This window comes from Mycobacterium sp. (assembly GCF_049647605.1).
Classification (GTDB): Bacteria; Actinomycetota; Actinomycetes; order Mycobacteriales; family Mycobacteriaceae; genus Mycobacterium.
Map to the genome: position 1 here is coordinate 12832 of NZ_JBARXZ010000116.1, position 16212 is coordinate 29043.

At 65.5% G+C, this 16212-nt stretch carries 19 protein-coding genes; 13 read left to right on the forward strand and 6 right to left on the reverse strand.

The genetic code is table 11. The features are described 5' to 3' along the window. Nucleotides 1-15 precede the first annotated feature (15 nt). From WBB07_RS14855 to WBB07_RS14870, 4 genes are all read right to left on the reverse strand, one after another. On the reverse strand, nt 16-825 hold the full coding sequence (locus WBB07_RS14855; protein WP_526308941.1) for a tyrosine-protein phosphatase: 810 nt from the start codon (nt 823-825) through the stop codon (nt 16-18). Beyond that, nucleotides 825-2048, reverse strand: coding sequence for an acyl-CoA dehydrogenase family protein (locus WBB07_RS14860; RefSeq protein WP_526308995.1), 1224 nt, complete (start codon nt 2046-2048; stop codon nt 825-827). The genes WBB07_RS14855 and WBB07_RS14860 overlap by 1 nt, the downstream gene beginning before the upstream one ends. 169 nt (nt 2049-2217) lie before the next feature. Then, complete coding sequence (locus WBB07_RS14865; RefSeq protein WP_526308943.1) at nt 2218-2526, reverse strand: hypothetical protein; 309 nt, start codon at nt 2524-2526, stop codon at nt 2218-2220. A gap of 42 nt (nt 2527-2568) precedes the next feature. After that, a complete protein-coding gene (locus WBB07_RS14870) occupies nt 2569-2751 on the reverse strand; it encodes a hypothetical protein (protein ID WP_526308945.1) in 183 nt (60 codons plus the stop codon). Between the two features lie 127 nt (nt 2752-2878). On the opposite strand from WBB07_RS14870, the gene WBB07_RS14875 reads away from it, so the two are divergent. The 9 genes from WBB07_RS14875 to WBB07_RS14915 all read left to right on the forward strand — a co-directional run bounded on the left by WBB07_RS14875 (nt 2879) and on the right by WBB07_RS14915 (nt 11266). After that, nucleotides 2879-3541, forward strand: a complete 663-nt coding sequence (locus WBB07_RS14875) for a response regulator transcription factor (protein ID WP_526308947.1) — start codon at nt 2879-2881, stop codon at nt 3539-3541. 2 nt (nt 3542-3543) lie between these two features. Continuing rightward, on the forward strand, nt 3544-4707 hold the full coding sequence (locus WBB07_RS14880; RefSeq protein ID WP_526308949.1) for a sensor histidine kinase: 1164 nt from the start codon (nt 3544-3546) through the stop codon (nt 4705-4707). A gap of 237 nt (nt 4708-4944) precedes the next feature. Beyond that, nucleotides 4945-6033 (forward strand): Re/Si-specific NAD(P)(+) transhydrogenase subunit alpha, encoded by a 1089-nt coding sequence (locus WBB07_RS14885; protein ID WP_526308951.1) that lies wholly within the window; start codon nt 4945-4947, stop codon nt 6031-6033. Between the two features lie 5 nt (nt 6034-6038). Next, a complete protein-coding gene (locus WBB07_RS14890; RefSeq protein ID WP_526308997.1) occupies nt 6039-6359 on the forward strand; it encodes a proton-translocating transhydrogenase family protein in 321 nt (106 codons plus the stop codon). Further along, a complete protein-coding gene (locus WBB07_RS14895; RefSeq protein WP_526308953.1) occupies nt 6356-7792 on the forward strand; it encodes an NAD(P)(+) transhydrogenase (Re/Si-specific) subunit beta in 1437 nt (478 codons plus the stop codon). Before WBB07_RS14890 ends, WBB07_RS14895 begins: the two co-directional genes overlap by 4 nt. Nucleotides 7793-7880: 88 nt before the next feature. Further along, nucleotides 7881-8456, forward strand: a complete 576-nt coding sequence (locus WBB07_RS14900) for a class I SAM-dependent methyltransferase (RefSeq protein ID WP_526308955.1) — start codon at nt 7881-7883, stop codon at nt 8454-8456. 158 nt (nt 8457-8614) lie between these two features. Next, entirely contained in the window at nt 8615-9469 is an 855-nt protein-coding gene (locus tag WBB07_RS14905; RefSeq protein ID WP_526308957.1) for an ABC transporter permease, read from the forward strand. Continuing rightward, nucleotides 9466-10494, forward strand: a complete 1029-nt coding sequence (locus tag WBB07_RS14910; RefSeq protein WP_526308959.1) for a taurine ABC transporter substrate-binding protein — start codon at nt 9466-9468, stop codon at nt 10492-10494. The genes WBB07_RS14905 and WBB07_RS14910 overlap by 4 nt, the downstream gene beginning before the upstream one ends. Further along, nucleotides 10478-11266, forward strand: a complete 789-nt coding sequence (locus WBB07_RS14915; RefSeq protein ID WP_526308961.1) for an ABC transporter ATP-binding protein — start codon at nt 10478-10480, stop codon at nt 11264-11266. The genes WBB07_RS14910 and WBB07_RS14915 overlap by 17 nt, the downstream gene beginning before the upstream one ends. Nucleotides 11267-11372: 106 nt before the next feature. Here the strand turns inward: WBB07_RS14915 and WBB07_RS14920 are convergent, their stop codons facing one another. Next, nucleotides 11373-12146, reverse strand: a complete 774-nt coding sequence (locus WBB07_RS14920) for an HAD-IIA family hydrolase (protein ID WP_526308963.1) — start codon at nt 12144-12146, stop codon at nt 11373-11375. A 12-nt stretch (nt 12147-12158) separates the two neighbouring features. Continuing rightward, a complete protein-coding gene (locus WBB07_RS14925) occupies nt 12159-12269 on the reverse strand; it encodes a hypothetical protein (RefSeq protein ID WP_099025320.1) in 111 nt (36 codons plus the stop codon). Nucleotides 12270-12419: 150 nt separating this feature from the next. Between WBB07_RS14925 and WBB07_RS14930 the strand changes: the two genes are divergently transcribed. The 4 genes from WBB07_RS14930 to WBB07_RS14945 all read left to right on the forward strand — a co-directional run bounded on the left by WBB07_RS14930 (nt 12420) and on the right by WBB07_RS14945 (nt 16190). After that, nucleotides 12420-13064, forward strand: coding sequence for a TetR/AcrR family transcriptional regulator (locus WBB07_RS14930; RefSeq protein ID WP_526308965.1), 645 nt, complete (start codon nt 12420-12422; stop codon nt 13062-13064). Between the two features lie 33 nt (nt 13065-13097). Further along, nucleotides 13098-13538 carry an SRPBCC family protein gene (locus WBB07_RS14935; protein WP_526308967.1) on the forward strand — a complete coding sequence of 147 codons (441 nt, stop codon included), beginning with the start codon at nt 13098-13100 and terminating at the stop codon, nt 13536-13538. A gap of 457 nt (nt 13539-13995) precedes the next feature. Continuing rightward, nucleotides 13996-15060, forward strand: a complete 1065-nt coding sequence (locus WBB07_RS14940; protein ID WP_526308999.1) for a zinc-binding dehydrogenase — start codon at nt 13996-13998, stop codon at nt 15058-15060. A gap of 47 nt (nt 15061-15107) precedes the next feature. Next, entirely contained in the window at nt 15108-16190 is a 1083-nt protein-coding gene (locus tag WBB07_RS14945; protein ID WP_526308969.1) for a substrate-binding domain-containing protein, read from the forward strand. Nucleotides 16191-16212 lie beyond the last annotated feature (22 nt).

Sequence of the window (16212 nt, forward strand, 5' to 3'; positions counted from 1 at the left end):
AGCCGGAAGCTCGACTCAACGCAGGGCGGTCCGCAGCTTGTCGAGATCGGTGTCCGTTACATCCGCGGCCGTCAAGAAGCCCTGCAATGAGCCGAACTCCGCATCGATGGTCTGCAGCGACGCCGCCAGATAGTCATCTCGAACGCCGAGCACGTCGTCGGCGAGCCGCGCTTCGGTGAATTCGGCTGCTTCAGCCGGGAGCGCGCCGTCGAACCGGGCGCGGATCCGCCCCATGATCTGTTCCCGCAGCAGCGGTGCCGCCGCGTTGCTGGCGAGATAGTCGGCCATCACGGTGTCGGTGTCGACACCGGCCGCCCGCAGTACGACCCCCACCGTGAAGCCGGTGCGGTCCTTGCCGGCAAAACAGTGCGCCAAAACCGGCCGCCGGTCGCCGAGCAGCGTGATCACCCGGTGGACTGCCCGGCGAGCCCCCGCGGACCGCGCGAAGCCGCGGTACTCCTCGGTCATATAGCGCCGCGCCGCGTCCGCAGTCGATTCGTCGGCCGATTTCTCGGTCATCAGTCGGAGGAAGGCATGCTCGTGTGGGGCTTCGCTTTCGCTGACGACGGTCTCGACGAACGGCAGCAGGTGGATCTGCACTCCGCTGGGCACCAGTCCCGGTCCGTGCTTGTCCACCTCGACTGCCGAGCGCAGGTCGGCGATGTCATGAACTTTCAGCGCGGCCAGCTGTTTCCGGCCGTCGTCATCGAGGGCGCTCAACTCGCCGGACCGGAACAGCAGACCCGACCGCACCGCCCCGCCGGTGGAATCGGTGACGTCACGGAAGTTCCAGGCACCGCCCAGGGTGCTGTTCACGTCGGCCATTATTTTGTCACCGCCGATGCGAGGGCGCTCTTGTCCCGGCCGATCTCGGCACGGGCGATGGCTCGCAGGTGCACTTCGTCGGGCCCGTCGAAGATCCGCATGGCCCGGTGCCAGCCGTACATCCGGGCCAGCACGGTGTCATCGCTGACGCCGGCGGCGCCGTGAACCTGGATCGCCCGGTCGATCACATTGCACGCCATCTGCGGTGCGACCGCCTTGATCTGCGCCACCAGATTGCGGGCCTCTTTGTTGCCATGTTGGTCGATGGTCCACGCCGCTCTCTCGCACAACAGCCGGGCCTGGTCGATCTCGTTGCGGGACAAGGCAATCTGCTGCTGCACCACACCCTGTTCGGCCAGCGGCTTACCGAAGGCGATCCGGTTGTTCACCCGGTCCACCATCAATGCCAGCGCCCGTTCGGCGACGCCGATGGCGCGCATACAGTGGTGGATGCGGCCCGGGCCGAGCCGGGCCTGCGCAATCGCGAAGCCAGAACCCTCCTGGCCCAAAAGATTTGATGCCGGAACGCGTACATTGTCGTAGACGATCTCCGCGTGGCCATGCTGATCCTGCCAGCCGAACACCGATGTCGAGCGCAGGATGTTGACCCCCGGGGTGTCGACGGGAACGAGGATCATCGATTGCTGCTGGTGACTGGCCGCGTCCGGATTGGTGCGGCCCATCACGATCAGGATCTTGCAGCGCGGATCATTGGCGCCGGAGGTCCACCATTTGCGGCCGTTGATGACGTAGCTGCCATCTCCCGAATCGTCGCGGACAATGGTGGTTTCGATATTGCGGGCATCGCTGGAGGCCACCGCCGGCTCGGTCATCGAAAAGGCGCTGCGGATCTCGCCGGCCAACAGCGGCTCCAACCATCGGGTGCGCTGTTCCGGCGTCGCGAACAGGTGCAGTGTCTCCATGTTGCCGGTATCGGGGGCGGCGCAGTTGAGCGCTTCCGGCCCGATCTCCATGCTCCAGCCGGACAGCTCCGCCAGCGGCGCATACTCGAGGTTCGTCAGCCCGGACACCGCGGGCAGGAACAGATTCCACAGCCCCAGTTCCCGTGCCCGGTTCTTCAGGTCCTCGACCACCGGCGGCACGGTGAAATCACCGCGGCCGGCCTCCTCGCGGAAGGCGTCGTAGGACGCTTCGGCGGGAATCACGTGCTCGGTCATGAACGCGGTGAGCCGCTCGTGGTAGTCCTGCGCTTTGGCCGACATCGCGAAGTCCATGCCAGCCACGATATGGCACCCGGTGAAAGGCGGTGCAACGACCACAGAGCCCCGGCACGAGGGGGTGCGCCGGGGCCCTGCGAAAATACGGAAAAGAAGCGATGTTTGAGCTACGTGACTGCACCTCCTTTGCCTGGAACCTGCGGATGGCGGCGGATTACGCGCTGGTGGGGTATTCCGCCGGAAGGAACGGTTCGGTGTTGAACCGTGCCGGTACCACCGGAGTGGCCGCAGCTGGAGCGATGTCCAGCGAGCGGTGCCCCGCGGGCGGGGATCCGGCGTCGAGCTGTGCGGTGGCCACCGCGGGCTGGGGGATGGCCACCGCCATCACTGCGGGCGAGGCGTAGGCCGTTCCGTAGGCCGTGGCTTCGCTGCTGAGGACAACCGCACCGCCGCCGATCAAACCTGCGGCGAGCACCGGCATGGCCAGGGCGCCGGCGATACGACGGGAAAAGGCGCGGTTCATGACTGTCCTCCTGGTGATGAATGGGGTGTGAGCTGGTGGGGTTCAGGCCGCGGGCAGCGGCACCGGCACGGTCACGGTGAGGCTGGTGCCCGGTTCGCCCGTGGTGGCGACGGCAGGTCCGGCGAGCGTGAGAGTTGCCCCACCGAGGACACCGATCCCGATCAGCGGTGCCGCGATGTAGCGGGCGACGTTGCCGTTGCGGCTGGTGTTGCGTGTTGTCCTCATCGTGGTTTCCTTTGCTTGTCGTTTCCGTTGAGACAACTCTCGCGCGCCGCGGCGCCGATGTCTGTCCGCTCACCGGTGGATGACCGGGATGAATACGGTGTCCACCGATCGGGGGACAGCCGGTGCTATGGAAAGCTCTGGTGCCATGCCGGCGGATGCGACAGTGCGCGTGGTGGTCGGCGACGACCATCCCCTGTTCCGCGACGGACTGGTCCGCGCGCTGACCGGCAGCGCCGAGATCGAGGTGGTCGGGGAGGCCGCCGACGGCTCGGAAGCCCTCCAGCTGATCAGTGAGCGCCGACCGGACGTCGCGCTGCTCGACTACCAGATGCCGGGGATGGACGGGGCCGGTGTGGCCGCCGCCGTCGTCCGGGATCAGCTGCCCACCCGGGTCCTGCTGGTCTCCGCGCACGACGACCCCGCGATCGTCTACCACGCTCTGCAGCAGGGGGCCGCCGGTTTTCTGCCCAAAGAGTCGACCCGGGCCGAGATCGTCACCGCGGTCCTCGACTGCGCCAAGGGACGCGATGTGGTGGCGCCCCGGCTGGCCTCCGGGCTGGCCGTCGAGATCAGGCGTCGCGCCGAACCGTCCGGACCCGCGTTGAGCGCACGGGAACACGAGGTTCTGGCCATGATCGCCGCCGGCCGCAGCATTCCGGCGATCGCCGAACACCTGTTCCTCGCGCCGTCGACGATCAAGACCCACGTACAGCGGCTGTACGAGAAACTCGGCGTCAGCGACCGGGCCGCCGCCGTCGCCGAAGCCATGCGCCGGGGACTGCTGGAGTAGAGGTGCTGCGACCCCAGGACTATCTGCAGAGTGACCCGGTACGGGTCGCGGCCTGTCTGCGGTTGCCGCTGATCGGGCTGATCGCACTGCTGGCGTACGTGCAGGAGGTCGAGCACTGGCTGCCCGGGGTGTACGCGATGGTCCTGGTGCTCTACGCCACTGCCGCGACGGCCTGGGTGGTGCTGGTGCTGACCAAGCCGGTGCCGTCATGGGGCGGCGGAGTGTCCACAGGTGTGGACCTGACGGTGGTGCTGGCGCTGTGTGTGGTCTCCGGCGGTGCGACGGCGTGGCTGCTGCCGGTGTTCTTCCTGGTACCGATCTCGGTGGCGTTCCTGGACCGGCCGGTGCTGACGGCGGGGCTGGGAGTCGGCACCGCGGCCTGCTATCTGATTGCGTGGATTTTCTACTCCCGGCGCGACGACGCGGTGGGCCTGCCCGATGTCGTGTATGTCCAGTTCGGCTGCCTGTTGTGGCTGGCCGCGGCAACCACGGCGCTGAGCGTGATCCTGACGCGCCGCTCGGTCCGGGTGCGAAGTCTGCTGGAGGTGCGCCGCCGCCTGGTGGCGGAGTCGATGCTCGCCGAAGAGCGGCATAGCAGGCAGCTCGCCGAGCAACTGCACGACGGACCGCTGCAGAACCTCCTGGCGGTGCGCCTCGACCTCGACGACCTGCGTGACGGGCGCCCCGAGGCCCTGGACCGCGTGGAGTCGGCGTTACGCGACACGGTCGCCCAATTGCGCAGCACCGTCAGCACTCTGCACCCGACGGTGCTCGCTCAGGTGGGATTGACCGCGGCACTGCGGGAGCTGGCCCGCGACCACGGTGAGCGGACGGGCATGACCGTGGAGGCCGACCTCGACGAGGTGGGCAAACCCGCGTCGCAGGCCCTGCTGTACCGGTCGGCGCGTGAGCTTTTGGCCAATGCGCACAAGCATTCTCGAGCAACCCGGATCTCGGTGAGGATGCATCGCCGCGACGCCGGCGTGACGCTCACGGTGGCCGATAACGGTGTCGGCTTCGATCCGGCTGTGCTGGCCGAGTCGGTGGCCGCCGGGCACATCGGGCTGGCATCGCTGGTCGTGGCCGTCGAACAGGCGGGTGGGGTCCTGCTGGTCGACCCGACCCCCGGTGGTGGCGCCACCACCTCCGTCACCGTTCCCGACTAGAAGGCGCCACCTCAGCGCCCGCGGTTCCCAGACATCGGGGATGCCGGCACACAAGTCCGAAGGTGTGTAGATCGCGGCCGACACTTGAACAGAAACCACGAATACAGCCGCGAACTGTATCGATGCGGTCGATGGTGGCGCCGACCTGAGCGCCACCATCGGTTAGGGTGGCTGATCACTTGAACAGCCGTGGGTGAGTCCCTGCGGAAAAAACAATGGGAAGAGATCTAGCTCGCCATGACAGATACAAAAACGGTGACGGTCGGTGTGGTTGCCGAGTCCGGTGCCGATGAGCGCCGGGTGGCGTTGGTGCCCAAAGCGGTGTCCGGGTTGTTGAAGGCCGGGGTGTCGGTGGTCGTGGAGTCCGGTGCGGGGGAGCGGGCGTTGTTGCCCGACGAGCTGTATACCGCTGCCGGCGCCACGATCGGTGATGCGTGGGCTGCTGATGTGGTGGTGAAGGTGGCTCCACCGTCGGCTGCGGAGGTGGCCCGGTTGCGTGCGGGGCAGTCGCTGGTCGGGTTTCTGGCGCCGCGCAATGCCGACAACCAGATCGGTGCGCTGAAAGCTGCAGGTGTACAGGCGTTTGCGGTGGAAGCGATTCCACGGATCTCGCGGGCGCAGGTGATGGATGCGTTGTCGTCACAGGCGAATGTGGCCGGCTACAAGGCGGTGTTGTTGGCGGCATCGGTGTCGACCCGGTTTTTCCCGATGTTGACCACGGCGGCGGGGACGGTGAAGCCGGCGACGGTGTTGGTGCTCGGTGTGGGTGTGGCCGGATTGCAGGCACTGGCGACGGCCAAGCGTCTGGGTGCGCGCACCACCGGCTACGACGTGCGTCCGGAGGTGGCTGATCAGGTGCGCTCGGTGGGTGCGCAATGGCTGGATCTGGGTATCGACGCCGCGGGCGAGGGCGGTTATGCCCGCGAGCTGACCGAGGATGAGCGTGCGCAGCAGCAGAAGGCGTTGGAGAAGGCGATCACCGGCTTTGATGTGGTGATCACGACGGCATTGGTGCCGGGCCGTCCGGCGCCTCGGTTGGTGACTGCGGCCGCGGTCGAAGGTATGAAGCCGGGCAGTGTGGTGGTGGATCTGGCGGGAGAGACCGGCGGTAACTGTGAGCTGACCGAGCCCGGTGAGACGGTGGTCCGTCACGGGGTGAGCATCGCCTCGCCGTTGAATCTGCCGGCGACGATGCCCGAGCACGCCAGCGAGTTGTACGCGAAGAACGTGACTGCGTTGTTGGAGTTGTTGATCACTGATGGCGCGTGGGCGCCGGACTTTTCTGATGAGGTCGTGTCGGCCTCCTGCGTCACCCGGGAGGCGTGAGCGTTATGTATGACCAGTTGTTGTTGAACATCGGGATTCTGGTGTTGGCCGGGTTCGTGGGTTTTGCGGTGATCTCGAAGGTCCCCAACACCCTGCACACGCCATTGATGTCGGGCACCAACGCCATTCACGGGATCGTGGTGTTGGGTGCGTTGATCGTGCTGGGGAATTTGCCTGCCGACGCCGGTTGGGGCGTGCGGATCATCGCGTTCGTCGCGCTGATCTTCGGCACGTTGAACGTGGTCGGTGGGTTCTTGGTGACCGATCGGATGTTGGGAATGTTCAAGGGGCGTAAGCCTGTCCAGAATGCCGAGGTCACGAAGTGAGCTACCTCGTCACAGTTCTCTACATTGTTGCGTTCTCGTTGTTCATCCTCGGATTGTCGGGGTTGACGGGTCCCAAGACCGCGGTGCGTGGCAACTGGATCGCCGCTGTCGGTATGGGCATCGCGGTGGTCGCGACGTTGATCTCGGTGCGCGACACCGCGGCGATCAACTGGATTCTGATCGTTGCGGGTCTGGGCATCGGTGTGGTTCTGGGGGTGCCGCCGGCACTGAAGACGAAGATGACGGCGATGCCGCAGTTGGTGGCGTTGTTCAACGGTGTCGGTGGTGGCACCGTGGCGTTGATCGCGTGGGCAGAGTTCATCGAGACCGACGGATTCGGTCATTTCTCCCCGGAGCAGTCTCCGACGGTGGCGTTGGTGGTGGGGTCGTTGTTCGCGGCGATCATCGGGTCGGTGTCGTTCTGGGGTTCGCTGGTGGCATTCCTGAAGTTGCAGGAATCGCTGCCGAAGTCCCTGGAGCGCAAGCTGGTCGCCAGCGCCAAGCTGTTCCAGGCCTCCAATGTGGCACTGCTGCTGGTCGCGGTCGCGATGTCGGTGTACATCGGTGTTCATGCCGGGCAGGGCAACGCGGGCTGGACCATCGTGGTGGTGTTGGTGGCTGCCGGTTTGATGGGCTTGTTCGTGGTGTTCCCGATCGGTGGCGCCGATATGCCGGTGGTGATCTCGCTGTTGAACGCCTTGACCGGATTGTCGGCGGCAGCAGCGGGTTTGGCGTTGAACAACACGGCGATGATCGTGGCCGGCATGATCGTCGGCGCGTCGGGCAGCATCTTGACCAACCTGATGGCAGTGGCGATGAACCGGTCGATCCCGGCGATCGTGTTCGGGTCCTTCGGTGGTGGAGACGCCGGTGCGGCCGCGGGCCCCGGTGGCGAGCAGGGCACCGTGAAGGCGACGTCGGCTGCCGATGCGGCGATCCAGATGGCATATGCCAACCAGGTGATCGTGGTGCCGGGTTACGGCTTGGCGGTGGCGCAGGCTCAGCACACCGTCAAGGAGATGGCCGCCATCCTGGAATCCAAAGGGGTGGAAGTGAAGTACGCGATCCATCCGGTCGCTGGTCGGATGCCGGGGCACATGAACGTGTTGTTGGCCGAGGCTGATGTCGAGTACGACGCGATGAAGGAAATGGACGATATCAACGGCGAGTTCGGTCGCACCGATGTGACCATCGTGATCGGCGCCAACGATGTCACCAATCCGGCGGCACGCAACGATCCGTCGTCGCCGATCCATGGGATGCCGATCCTGAATGTGGATCAGTCCCGGTCGGTGATCGTGCTGAAACGCTCGATGAGTTCCGGGTATGCCGGGATCGAGAACCCGCTGTTCTTCGCCGACCAGACCTCCATGCTGTTCGGCGACGCCAAGAAGTCGGTTTCTGCAGTCATCGAGGAACTCAAAGCGCTCTAGTTCGACAAGCGCTCTAGTTCGACACTGTGATGCGGCACGCCTGAGTGGGTACCCCTCGGGCGTGCCGCACACTGATTTTGATGCCCCGGTGACCAGTTGGCGTGACATCTCCGGCTGGTTCCAGTGGCGAGATGCGCAGCAGGAGGCCGTGGCGCACTTTCCCGATGGCAGCCGGTTCGTGGAAGTCGGCGTCTATCTGGGTAAGAGCCTGTGCTCGTTGGCCGAGGTGGTGGCCGGCGGCGGACGGGACATCGCGGTGGTGGGTGTCGACACCTGCCGGGGCAGTGGTGCCGAAGGGGTCAACGGCATCGACGCGCATCGCGGGGCCGTTGAGCACGGCGCCGGAACGATGGCAGGACTGTTGCACCGCAACGTGATTGCGTGCGGATTCGCCGACTCCGTTCAGGTCCTCATCTCCGATTCGCTCCGTGCCGCGGCGTTGTTCGCCGACGAGTCACTGTCGTGGGTGCATCTGGATGCCCGCCACGACTACGACAGTGTGATCGCCGATATCACTGCGTGGCGTCCCAAAGTGGTGCCCGGTGGCTGGCTCTCCGGGGACGATTACGACGGGTACGCGTGGCCGGGGGTGGTCGCAGCCGTCCGCGACGCGGTGCCGCGGGCCACGCCGTGGTCGACAAATCAATGGCGGGCCGTTCTCTGAGCCTTAAATTCGCGCTGATCCGTATTCTGGCCGCGCGCACCACAGAGCCTTTTAATCACCCTGTGCTTGGGACGTCTGTCATCGACTGCTGCTGTTGCTGAAGCGCTGTACGCGCGCTCGGCCAGTTGTCCCCTTTTCAGTGCACAGAAAGTCGACCAATGTCGGTGTTCGTTGACATCGCCCCTGGCGAAGAAGTCCGCGCACGGGTAGCCCGGCCCGGGCAGTGGCGCGGCCGGCTGACCCGGGCGGCATTGCCGCTGATCTCCGTCGTCGTGTTTTTTGCCGCCTGGCAGACCGCCGCGGCCAGCGGTATCTGGAACGCAACATTTGTGCCGTACCCGAAAACCGTCTGGGAAGCCTTTGTCGCCGTCTCCTCCACCCATGACGGTGTTAGGGGCTACGCGGGCTACTTGTTGTGGGAGCACCTCTACATGACGTTGCGCCGGGTGCTCATCGGCGTGGTCATCGGGGTATCGGCCGGCGTGCTGCTCGGTTTGGTGATGGGGTCTGTCAGCTGGTTTCGCAGCGTGTTGGAGCCTTGGCTGACGTTCCTGCGGGCGCTGCCGCCGCTGGCCTACTTCTTCCTGCTTGTCATCTGGCTGGGTATCGACGAGGCGCCCAAGATCACGCTGCTGGCGCTGGCCGCGCTTCCGCCGGCGGCGGTGGCGACCACCGCGGCCGTGGTGGCGGCACCGGTGGGGCTGCAGGAGGCGGCCCGCGCCCTCGGCGCCTCCCGCGCCCAGGTGATCCGGGACGTGGTGGTGCCTTCGGCGCTGCCCGAGACCTTCACCGGAATCCGGTTGGCGGTCGGGATGGCCTACTCGTCGGTGGTGGCCGCGGAGCTGTTCAACGGTATTCCCGGTATCGGCGGCCTGGTCAAGGACGCCAGCAACTACAACAACACCCCCGTCGTGCTGGTCGGGATCTTCGCGATCGGGACCTCGGGTCTGATCATCGACAGCTTGTTGCGCGCCGTGGAGCGGCGCGCTGTTCCTTGGAGAGGGAGAGTATGAAAATCAAAGCCCTGGTTGCCGCCCTTGCGGTTTCGGCGTTGGGACTCGCCGGATGCTCGGTGGACAACTCCGGTCAGGATGCGGACAAACAGACGATTCGTCTTGCATACCAGACCTTTCCGAGCGGCGACCTGATCGTCAAGAACAACGGGTGGCTCGAAGAAGCCCTGCCGGACTACAACATCAAGTGGATAAAGTTCGATTCCGGCGCTGACGTCAACACCGCTTTCATCGCCAAGGAACTCGACTTCGGGGCGCTGGGCTCCAGCCCGGTCGCCCGTGGGCTTTCCGGGCCGCTGGACATTCCCTATCAGGTTGCGTTTGTACTCGACGTCGCCGGGGACAACGAGGCGCTGGTCGCACGCGACGGCAGCGGTGTCACCACCATCCCCGAGCTTCGCGGGAAGCGAATCGGCACCCCGTTCGCCTCCACCGCGCACTACAGCCTGTTGGCAGCGTTGAATCAGAATGGATTGTCGCCCAGCGATGTTCAACTGGTGGACCTGCAGCCGCAGGCCATCCTGGCGGCCTGGGAACGAGGGGACATCGATGCGGCCTACACCTGGCTGCCCACCCTGGATCAGCTGCGGGACTCCGGCAAGGACCTGATCACCAGCCGGCAGCTGGCGGACGACGGCAAGCCCACCCTGGACCTCGGCGTGGTTTCCACCGAGTTCGCCGAGGCACACCCCGAGGTGGTCGACACCTGGCGCCGGCAGGAGGCCCGTGCGCTCGAAGTCATCCACAACGATCCCCAAGCCGCCGCCAAAGCGATTGCCGCTGAAATCGGTTTGACCCCAGAGGAAGTCACCGGACAACTCAAGCAGGGTGTCTACCTGACGCCGGCGGAACTGGCCTCGCAGGAGTGGTTGGGTGCCGACGGGTCCCCCGGCAACATCGCCACCAACCTCGAAAGCGCCTCGCAGTTCCTGGCCGAGCAGAAACAGATCCCTGCGGCCGCACCGCTGGAGACGTTCCAGAAGGCGATCTATACCGCGGGTTTGCCCGGTGTCCTCAACCAGTAGCCCGGCCAGCGGCGGAGTCCGGATCCACAACGTCAGCCACCGCTACGGCCGCGGTGGCGACGAGGTGACGGCCCTGGGGCCGGTGGACCTCGATGTCGAGCCCGGCGCGTTCTTGGTGCTGGTCGGTGCTTCGGGCTGCGGTAAGAGCACGCTGTTGCGGCTGATCGCGGGGTTCGAGGCGCCGTCGGAGGGCAAGGTGGATGTTGCCGGGGCACCGCCGACTCCCGGGGTCAGCGCCGGCGTGGTCTTCCAGCAGCCACGGCTGTTTCCGTGGCGCAGTGTTGGCGGCAACATCGATCTGGCGCTGAAGTACGCGAGGGTTCCCAGGGAGCGGCGCGCCGAGCGCCGCGACCAACTCCTCGAGCGGGTCGGTCTGGAAGGCACTGCCGGCCGTAAGGTCTGGGAGATCAGCGGTGGTCAGCAGCAGCGAGTGGCGATCGCCCGGGCGCTGGCGGCCGAAACGCCATTGTTCCTGCTGGACGAGCCGTTTGCCGCACTCGATGCGTTGACCCGGGAACGGCTGCAGGAGGATGTCCGGCAGGTCAGCGCCGAGTCGGGCCGCACCACGGTGTTTGTCACCCACAGCGCTGACGAGGCCGCGTTCCTGGGCTCGCGGATCGTGGTGCTGACGCGTCGGCCGGGGCAGGTTGCGCTCGACATTCCCGTTGATCTGCCGCGGACCGGTGTCGATCCCGATGAGCTTCGGCGCTCGTCGGAGTACGCCGAGCTGCGTGCCGAGGTGGGGCGGGCGGTCAAGTCCGCCGCCGCCTAGCGAAGGTCCCGCCTAGCGCCCGCCGAGATCGACGAAATGGCGCCACCGTCTCGACCTTTGGCGCCCAAACGTGAGTTTGGGCGGGGGGGTTCAGGGGGCGGGGGTGTCAGATGAGGTCGATGACGTCGGCGATCGACGGAAGCACCCGGCCGGGCCGGAACGGGTAGCGCTCGATTTCGGCTTCGGAGGTGGAGCCGGTGAGGACCAGGATGGTGTCCAGGCCGGCTTCGATACCGGCGACGACGTCGGTGTCCATCCGGTCGCCGATCATCGTGGTCTCCTCGGAGTGGGCCTCGATCCGGTTCAGCGCGCTGCGGAACATCATCGGATTCGGTTTGCCCACGAAGTACGGCTCACGGCCGGTGGCCTTGGTGATCAATGCGGCCACCGAACCCGTCGCCGGTAGCGGGCCTTCGGAAGAGGGGCCGGTGACGTCCGGATTGGTGGCGATGAACCGGGCGCCGGCGCCGATCAGTCGAATGGCTTTGGTGATGGCCTCGAACGAGTAAGTCCTGGTCTCACCGAGCACCACAAAATCCGGGCCGACGTCGGTGAGTGTGTAGCCGACCTCGTGTAGCGCCGTGGTCAGGCCCGCCTCGCCGATGCAGTAGGCGGAACCGTTCGGGAGCTGGTCGTGGAGAAAGGTCGCGGTCGCCAGCGCCGAGGTCCAGATGGCCTCTTCGGGCACGGTCAGGCCGGACCGCGCCAGCCTGGCCGCCAGGTCACGGGGGGTGAAGATCGAGTTGTTGGTCAGGACCAGGAACGGCAGACCTTTGTCGGTCAAGCGCTGCAGGAACTCGTCGGCTCCCGGCAGCGCGTGTTCCTCGCGAACCAGCACACCGTCCATATCGGTGAGCCAGCACCGGTTTGGGGAACGCACGCCTCGGTAGCTCTAGACCGGCGGGTAGGCCGGGGGTGGATAGACACCGCGAAGTGCCCACGGGAGCCATGAGAAGAAGTACTCGATCTCATCGCTCGCGTCGTAATCCGGGTTCGGATCCATCGGCACGCCTCCCAATGTCAGCTCGGTCGCAGTCTATTCGCTACCGGATCCCACACAACACCGATCCGGCGGAAAGCGCAATGGGGATAAACTAACCAACCAACTGATTGATTGGCGCCGTTTCGGTAGCGCCGTAGCAGAGAGTGAACCATGGCATCAGAAAACGGGCTGAGTCGCCGCGAGGAGCTGTTGGCGGTCGCCACCAAGCTGTTCGCCGCCCGGGGCTACCACGGAACTCGGATGGACGACGTTGCCGACGTCGTGGGCTTGAACAAGGCAACCGTCTACCACTACTACGCCAGCAAGTCGCTGATCCTCTACGACATCTATCAGCGGGCCGCCGACAACACCCTGGCCGCCGTGCACGACGACCCGTCGTGGACCGCCCGGGAGGCGCTCTACCAGTACACCGTGCGACTGCTGAAGCAGATCGCGTCGAACCCCGAAGGGGCCGCGGTGTACTTCCAGGAGCAGCCCTACATCAGCGAGTGGTTCACCGCCGAGCAGGTCGCCGGGGTCAAGGAGAAGGAAGCCCAGGTCTACGAGCACGTGCACGGCCTGATCGACCGGGGCATCGCCAGCGGCGAGTTCTACCCCTGCGACTCGCACGTCCTGGCGCTCGGCTACATCGGTATGGCGCTGGGCTCCTACCGGTGGCTGCGTCCGCATGGCCGACGCACCGCAGAGGAGATCGCCGCGGAGTTCAGTACCGCTCTGCTGCGCGGCTTGATCCGCGACGAGAAGATCCGCGTCGAATCCCCGCTCGGTGACGGTGCTGCCGCTTCCCCCTCGTGAGCGTCTCGGAGTACCCGGCTAGGATCGCGTCCCATGCCGCTGGTGAGTAAGACTGTCGAGATCGCCGCCGAGGAGTCGCTGATCCTGACGATCGTGCGGGACTTCGAGGCGTATCCGGAATGGAACGACGAGATCAAGGGATGCTGGATCCTGCATCGCTACGAGGACGGCAGGCCCAGCCAGCTCCGGCTCGACACTTCCATTCAGGGCAATGACGGCACCTTCATCCAGGCGGTCTACTACCCGCAGCCGAACCAGATCCAGACGGTCATGCAGCAGGGGGAGTACTTCTCCAAGCAGGAGCAGCTGTTCTCGGTGGTCGGGATGGGGCCGACATCGCTGTTGACCGTCGACATGGACATCGAAGTGACGTTTCCGGTGCCGGCGGTGATGGTCAAAAAGGTCATCAACGACGCGCTCGACCATCTGGCGGGCAATCTCAAGATGCGCGCCGAGCAGCTCGCGCAGGGCTGAACCGCCCCGGTCACCGCGCGCGCGGTTCGGATGCCTCGCGCCCATGGGCCGATCCGCACCGACAGTGCCCCATGGCCGCGACGACCATCCTGCGAAGATGGCCATCCTGCACCGTGACCGCGCTGCGGTCGCGGCGTCTGCCGCGCTGACCGTACCCGCGGGACGCTTCTCGTAGGGCCCCATCGGTGGGCAATTCCCCAGGGCAAGTGCACAAGTCGGCGCCACCGACATCTCATCGACATCTCTGTCAGGCCCACCGCTGCGAAGCGGGGTGGGCCGGTCCGGCGTGCCGTGGTGTCGGCCGCCGATTTGTTAATTTGCAATCAAATGTTCATAACTGCTTGAAACTTGCATCTATTGAGCACTATCGTACATCTCACATCACGTTCGGCCGATGAGCCAGCGGGTGATCAACGTGCTTATCTGCGTAGACAGGAGAGTCGTGACCACAGGCGAGATGCAGGCGGTAGTAATTCATGGCCCCGAGGACTACCGGCTCGAATCGAAGCCGATCCCGACCCTGGGTGACAACGAGATCTTGATGAAGGTCGAGGCGGTCGGGATCTGCGCCAGCGACTACAAGTGTTTCACCGGCGCTCCCAAGTACTGGGGTGATGGCAACCGGGCACCGCTGGTGCAGCTCGGGATCACGCCCGGTCACGAATTCGTGGGCGTGGTCGCCGATTCCGGACCTGGCGGGCTCGAGCATCACGGAGTCGAGCTCGGTCAGCGGATCACCGCCGAACAGATCGTCCCCCGCGGAAACGACCGTTTCATCAAGCGCGGGCAGTACTGGATGGCAGAGGACACGACGATCTTCGGCCTGCGGGTATTCGATGGCGCGATGGCCGAATACATGCGAGTGCCGGCCGAAGCCCGGGTGCACAAGGTCTCCAGCTCGATCAAACCCGAGCATGCCGCGTTCGCCGAGCCGCTGTCGTGTTCCTTGCACGGTGTCGAGCGCGCGGACATCCACTTCGAGGACACCGTCGTGGTGGCCGGGTGCGGCCCGATCGGCCTGGGCATGATCGTCGGCGCCAAGGCGAAGTCACCGATGCGTGTTGTTGCCCTGGACCTTTCGGATGACAAACTCGAACTTGCCCGCCTCTGTGGAGCGGACACCACGTTCAACCCGCGCGAGATCGATGTTGTCACCGCCGTCCGCGATCTGACCGAGGGTTACGGAGCCGACGTGTACATGGAGGCCACCGGACATCCCTCGGCAGTCATCCAGGGTCTGGACATGCTGCGCAAGCTGGGCACCTTTGTGGAGTTCTCGGTCTTCGGATCACCGGTGACGGTCGACTGGTCGATCATCGGCGACGACAAGGAACTCGACATCCGGGGAGCCCACCTCGGGCCACACTGCTGGCCGCCGGCGATCCGCCTCATCGAAAATGCGGCCCTGCCACTCGACAAGATCTGCTCGCACCAGTTCCCGCTCGACAAGTTCGACGAGGCCATCGCCATGGTCGGTGCCGCCGACAACCCCTCTGTCAAGGTCTCACTCCTCTTCGACTGACCCATCCCTCCTGAGAACGGAATCCGCCCATGATTACCAGAAAACGCTTGACCGCCACCATGATCGGAATGACAACAGCGGTGTCACTCGCCGCCTGTTCGTCGGGTCCGGTGGGATCCTCCGCCGGCCCCCAAGAGGCCTTCGGCTCCGACGTGATCTCGACCGCTCCGTCCAACGGCAACAGCGCCGACTGGGTGAAGTGGGACTTCGACAGCTGCTCGTTCGTGGAGGCCACCGACCATCCAGAAGAGTGGAATGCTGACCTCCGCAAGGCGACAAGCGATTTCACCGTCGGATTTGGTGCGCAGGACACCACCCTCGAGGTGAACGTGACGATGAACAAGTCGATGACCGACGCCACCGAGGCTGCCGGTGTCGAACTCGCCTTCGGCGACTACAAGTTCCCCGACACCACCGCGCCGATGGAAGCAGCCCGATCGATCGCCTTGCGGGAACCCGCGGTTGTCGTGAGCAACAACCAGGTCGACACGCTGCTCGAGACCGTGAACTCGGTGTACTCCGATGCCTGTATTCCCGTGGTGCAGGTGGTGACGGCCGCCGAAGGCACCGTCCTGTTCGGTCCCAGCAACGCCGACATGGGCAAGCTCGAGGGCGACCGTTTGGTGGAAACCGCGCAATCGCGTAACTGGACAGCCGATTCCATCACCCTGTTCACCACGTTCTTCTCGCCCGCCGGACCCGAGGTGGCCAAACGTGCCTCCGAGTGTCAGGCCACCGTCGAAGCCGCGTTCCCGGGCGTCGCGAAGATCGAACACGACACCACATCGACCAACGCCATGACGCTGCAACAGGCCTTCACCGACGTGCTGACCGCAAACCCGGATACGCAGAACATCCTGGTGTGCACCATCGCCGACGCGTGGGCGCTCGCCGATGCCAACGCACTCAAACAAGCCGGCCGGCACACCAACGCGGCGGTCACCGGAGTCAACGGCGGCAGCGCCGTTCTCAACGAGATCGCAGCCGGTGACACCGCGCTGGTCGGGACCGTCGACCTCGGTGCCGCACAGTGGGGCGACTACTGGGTCCCTCTGGCAGCCGATATCGCTGCAGGTGAACCGGTTCCGGCCGAGATCTACGCGCCGATCAAGATGCTGCCGGAATCCTGAGACCTTCGCGGGCCGCAGGCTG

Excerpts from the sequence above, each read along its gene's own strand:
- WBB07_RS14855 (WP_526308941.1), bottom strand. The coding sequence starts at position 825 with ATGGCCGACGTGAACAGCACCCTGGGCGGTGCCTGGAACTTCCGTGAC.
- WBB07_RS14860 (WP_526308995.1), bottom strand. The coding sequence starts at position 2,048 with ATGTCGGCCAAAGCGCAGGACTACCACGAGCGGCTCACCGCGTTCATG.
- WBB07_RS14865 (WP_526308943.1), bottom strand. The coding sequence starts at position 2,526 with ATGAACCGCGCCTTTTCCCGTCGTATCGCCGGCGCCCTGGCCATGCCG.
- WBB07_RS14870 (WP_526308945.1), bottom strand. The coding sequence starts at position 2,751 with ATGAGGACAACACGCAACACCAGCCGCAACGGCAACGTCGCCCGCTAC.
- WBB07_RS14875 (WP_526308947.1), top strand. The coding sequence starts at position 2,879 with ATGGAAAGCTCTGGTGCCATGCCGGCGGATGCGACAGTGCGCGTGGTG.
- WBB07_RS14885 (WP_526308951.1), top strand. The coding sequence starts at position 4,945 with ATGACAGATACAAAAACGGTGACGGTCGGTGTGGTTGCCGAGTCCGGT.
- WBB07_RS14890 (WP_526308997.1), top strand. The coding sequence starts at position 6,039 with ATGTATGACCAGTTGTTGTTGAACATCGGGATTCTGGTGTTGGCCGGG.
- WBB07_RS14905 (WP_526308957.1), top strand. The coding sequence starts at position 8,615 with ATGTCGGTGTTCGTTGACATCGCCCCTGGCGAAGAAGTCCGCGCACGG.
- WBB07_RS14910 (WP_526308959.1), top strand. The coding sequence starts at position 9,466 with ATGAAAATCAAAGCCCTGGTTGCCGCCCTTGCGGTTTCGGCGTTGGGA.
- WBB07_RS14925 (WP_099025320.1), bottom strand. The coding sequence starts at position 12,269 with ATGGATCCGAACCCGGATTACGACGCGAGCGATGAGATCGAGTACTTC.
- WBB07_RS14930 (WP_526308965.1), top strand. The coding sequence starts at position 12,420 with ATGGCATCAGAAAACGGGCTGAGTCGCCGCGAGGAGCTGTTGGCGGTC.
- WBB07_RS14935 (WP_526308967.1), top strand. The coding sequence starts at position 13,098 with ATGCCGCTGGTGAGTAAGACTGTCGAGATCGCCGCCGAGGAGTCGCTG.
- WBB07_RS14940 (WP_526308999.1), top strand. The coding sequence starts at position 13,996 with ATGCAGGCGGTAGTAATTCATGGCCCCGAGGACTACCGGCTCGAATCG.